Origin of the sequence: Deinococcus carri (assembly GCF_039545055.1) — a bacterium.
In the GTDB taxonomy this organism is placed as follows: Bacteria; Deinococcota; Deinococci; order Deinococcales; family Deinococcaceae; genus Deinococcus; species Deinococcus carri.
In genome coordinates, this window is sequence record NZ_BAABRP010000033.1 from 10,001 (window position 1) to 14,103 (window position 4,103).

General features: G+C 67.6%; 5 protein-coding genes (1 of these 5 cut by a window edge). All 5 read left to right on the forward strand.

Features of this window, described 5'->3' with window-relative positions; all coding sequences use genetic code 11:
- Positions 1–44: the 3' portion of a carbohydrate ABC transporter permease gene (locus ABEA67_RS19140; protein ID WP_345468429.1), read on the forward strand. Its footprint begins 814 nt before the window's first position; only the last 44 of its 858 coding nucleotides appear in the window; the start codon falls outside the window, past its left edge; its stop codon occupies positions 42–44.
- Complete coding sequence (locus ABEA67_RS19145) at positions 41–1,636, forward strand: FAD-dependent oxidoreductase (RefSeq protein WP_345468431.1); 1,596 nt, start codon at positions 41–43, stop codon at positions 1,634–1,636. Before ABEA67_RS19140 ends, ABEA67_RS19145 begins: the two co-directional genes overlap by 4 nt.
- 8 nt (positions 1,637–1,644) lie before the next feature.
- A complete protein-coding gene (locus ABEA67_RS19150) occupies positions 1,645–2,667 on the forward strand; it encodes a LacI family DNA-binding transcriptional regulator (RefSeq protein WP_345468433.1) in 1,023 nt (340 codons plus the stop codon).
- A 275-nt stretch (positions 2,668–2,942) separates the two neighbouring features.
- The gene (locus ABEA67_RS19155) at positions 2,943–3,515 is read left to right on the forward strand and encodes a YtxH domain-containing protein (RefSeq protein WP_345468435.1); all 573 of its coding nucleotides are present in this window, start codon (positions 2,943–2,945) and stop codon (positions 3,513–3,515) included.
- A gap of 134 nt (positions 3,516–3,649) precedes the next feature.
- Positions 3,650–3,907, forward strand: a complete 258-nt coding sequence (locus tag ABEA67_RS19160) for a hypothetical protein (protein ID WP_345468437.1) — start codon at positions 3,650–3,652, stop codon at positions 3,905–3,907.
- Positions 3,908–4,103 lie beyond the last annotated feature (196 nt).

Consider the following 4,103-nt stretch of genomic DNA (forward strand, 5'->3'; position numbering starts at 1 on the left):
GCACCTTCATCGAGAGCCTCGCGGCCAGCGGGACCAAGGGATGAGGGAACACCGCACGGAAGTTCTGGTCGTTGGCGGAGGTGTCGGCGGCGTCGCGGCGGCCCTGTCTGCCCTGCGGCTGGGGCGGCAGGTGATCCTCGCCGAGGAATCGCCCTGGATCGGGGGTCAGCTCACCAGCCAGGCCGTCCCGCCGGACGAGGCCATCTGGGTCGAGGAATACGGTGCCACCGCTTCCTACTGTGAGTTCCGAGAAGGGGTCCGGCAGTATTACCGGACTCACCCGCACGTCACCGCAGAAGCGGCGGCCGACCCCTGCCTGAATCCGGGGGCGGGGAACGTGGGGCGACTCTGTCACGAACCCCGGGTGGCCCTGCGTGTTCTGGAAGACCTGCTCGCTCCCTACCTCACGTCGCGGCAACTGCGGGTGTGGCTGAAGACCCGGCCAGTCCGGGTGGAGGTGACGGGCGACCATGTCCAGGCGGTGACCTTCCAGCACGAGTCGGGGGAGGAACACACGGTTCACGCCGCCTACTTCCTCGACGCGACGGAACTCGGTGAACTCACCGAACTCAGCGGCGCGGAAAGCGTGATCGGTGCCGAAGGCCAGGACGAGACGGGCGAGCCGCACGCCCTGCCCGAAGCGGACCCACTGGGCCAGCAGGCCATCACCTGGTGCTTTGCGATGGACCACCGGGAAGGCGAGGACCACACCATCCCCCGTCCCCCGAGTTACGACTTCTGGCGCACTTACCAGGCCCCCTTCTGGCCCGCCCCACAACTCTCCTGGACCTACCCACATCCCATTACGGGCGCGCCGGTCTACCGCGACCTCTTCAGCGACCCCAGCCAGGAAGCCCACCGGGGGGACTTCTGGCACTACCGCCGGATTGTGGCGGGACGGCACTACAGCCCGCCCATCGGGGACGTGACCCTGGTGAACTGGCCGCAGAACGACTACTGGCTGGGGCCACTGGTCGGCGTCCCCGAAGAGGAAAAGCAGCGGCACCTGGAAGCGGCACGCGAACTCAGCCTCTCGCTGCTGTACTGGATGCAGACCGAGGCCCCCCGGCATGACGGGAAGGGTGAAGGCTATCCCGGCCTGCGGCTGCGCGGTGACCTGACCGGGACGGAACTCACGCATGGCCTCGCCCTGCGGCCCTACATCCGGGAGGCGCGGCGGATCAGGGCGCAGTTCACCGTGACGGAGAACATGCTCGGCGTGGAAGCGCGCGGAAGCCAGCAGGGCGCGGAGGTCTTCCCGGACAGCGTGGGCATCGGCCAGTACCGCATCGACCTGCATCCGGGAACGGGCGGGCGGGGGTACGTGGACGTCGCGAGTTGGCCCTTCCAGATTCCCCTGGGGGCACTGATTCCGGTGCGGCTCACCAACCTGATCGCCGCCGGGAAAACGCTGGGCGTGACCCATATCACCAACGGCTGCTACCGGCTGCATCCGGTCGAGTGGAACACCGGGGAGGCGGCGGGCGCACTGGCGGCCTTCAGCCTGCAACAGGGTGAGCCTCCCGTGGCCATCCGGGAACGGCACCTGCCGGACTTCCAGCGGCTCCTGACCCGCCTCGGTATTCCCCTCGCCTGGCCGGAGGCGTATCGCCTGACGCCCTCCCCCGCTTTCTAGGTGGCGTGGTGACGCCCCGCCCCACACAGAAACAGGTGGCGCAACACGCCGGTGTCTCGCAGACCATCGTCTCCCAGGTCCTGAACGGGCAAACGGACCAGGCGCGCATCAGTCCGGAGACCCGTGCCCGGGTTCTCCAGGCGATCAGCGAGCTGGGGTACGTCCCGAACGCGGCCGCCCGTCGCCTGGTGGGTGGCCGCAGTTCCCTGATCGGCGTATTCACGTATGAGGCCGTCTTTCCCAGCAGCACCCGTGACTTCTACGCGCCTTTTCTGGAAGGCATCGAGGAGGAAGCCGCACACAGTGGCCTCGACCTGCTGCTGTACACCGGGGGGAAGGGCAGACGCGGCCTCACCCACGGCATGCAGGCCCGCCTGTCCCTGACAGACGGCACGATCCTGCTGGGGCACCCCGGTGAGCAGGATCGCCATGACCTGGCAGCCCTGGTCAAGGGCGGACACCCGGTGGTGTTTATTGGACGGCGAAGCGTGCCGGAAGCCGAACTGACCTGCGTGCAGGCGGATTACACTGCGGCCACCGCCGAACTCACCCGGCGCTTTCTGGCTTGCGGGCACAGGAAGCTGCTGTACGTGGGCCGCCCTGAACAGGACGAATCCGCCCTGGACCGGGAGCGCGGCTTTGTCAGCACGGTCCGTCCCGCCCCGGTGGAGCGCCTGGACGCCGGTGCTCTCGACCAGCACTGGCTGGAAACGGCCCTGGAAAGCGGCATCACCGGGTTCCTGCTGGAGAACGACGGACTTATGCGCCGCCTGCTGGAGGTGGCCCAGCAGGGCGGATACCGGGTTCCTGAAGACTGCTCTGCGGCGGTCCTGGGCGACGCCATCACGGGGGAGGTGGGAGATCCGTCCTGGTCGGGCCTGCGTATTCCAAGACAGGCTATGGGCCGCGGTGCGGTCCTGGCGCTGCGCCTGCTGGTGTCACGGGAACCACCTGGCCCCCTGATCTTCCCCTGCGAGATCACTCCGGGCGTGACTATCGGCCTGCGCCCGGAGCGGTCAGTGCCCGGCTGATGCCCCCCTGCCCATAGGGAGCCTCGAAGCGCCGACGGCATGCTAGGCCCCGACCCGCGAGGAGCTTCAGTTCAGCCCCCTGACGGGCTGCCGCCGCCCCTCAAGCCTCAGCCTGGCCGTTTGGAGGCTATGAGCACCAACTCGCTTGGGCACTGCTCCCTGACTGGCGAGGCTCATTCATAAACGGCCTTTACCTGATTGTAAGAAGCGGCCGGGGCCTGATCATCACACTGCTGATGACCGGCAGAGGTCGGTTGTGCCGTAGGAGATGATTGATGAAGAACCTTGAACAGACCGCGCATGACCTCAAGCATGCTGCCCACGACGCCCGCGAACACCTGCAACACGAAGTGGCCGCCTTTGCGGGCAAAGCCGAGGTGAAGCGCCAGGCCGAGCTGGCTGCGACCGTGGCCCGGCAGCAAAAGGAACTGCACCGGCTGGAGGCCCAGGTGGAACGGCTGAGCCAGCGTTCCGCTTCCGGTGGGGGGTTTCCCTGGGGTCTGGTGCTGCTGGCCGGGGGCGTCTACGCCCTGTATCGCAGCAACCCCTCGTTCCGCGACCAGGTGCAAGGTCTGCTGCGACGGGTCAACCCCGGTGTCGAGGGCAATCTGGCGCGGGCAGGCGACGCCGCCAAGGATGCCGTGTCCAAGGTGGCGCAGGGTGAGAACCCTGGGGACGCCATGCGTACCGCTGGCGGCGAACTGCGCCGCGCGGGGGAGAAGACCGTCGATCAGGCCCAGGACCGGCTGCATGACCTGAAGAATCAGGCCCAGGACCGGGCACAGGACCTGAAGCGGGACGTCAACCGGGCCGTGGACAACGCCCGCGATGAACTGGGCCGTTCCTAAAGCGCCAGGTCACAGGGGGTGGGGCTTCCGTGCGGGGAACGTGCCCGCTGTTCCAACCACAGAAGCGACCTGCCCCCTGCGTCTGTCACCTCCAGGGGAGCCTGGACACCCACAATGCCACCCGGAGTGAAGCGATGGGAAACCTGAACCGCGTTCTGCTGTTTTTTGGCATCGTCCTGACGGGCGCAGCGGGGGTCCTCCTGGCAAAGAGCATCATCGAGATCAATCAACTGACCGCTGCCGCTGTCGGGACCACCAGCCCCGGCCTCTGGAGCCAGGCTCTGCTGTTGGCCGCTGGTCTGGCCCTGGTGGCGGGCTTTCTGCTGGGCCTCGGTCTGGCACTCCGCACCTCGCGGCGTCCCATGTCGCCAGCGGGTCCCCCGCGTTCCTGAGAAGAGAGAAGAGGAGACACTATGACACTGAACACGGATATGCTGTCGCGCCGCCTGAGCTGGCGTGGGGTTCTCGCCGGGTTGGTGATGGGCCTGGTGACCACCCTGACCATCCTGGCCCTCGGGCTGGTCATCACCGCCCTGACCGGGCTCACCCTCAGCGGCACCAGCATCCAGGCCATCATCTGGACCGCCC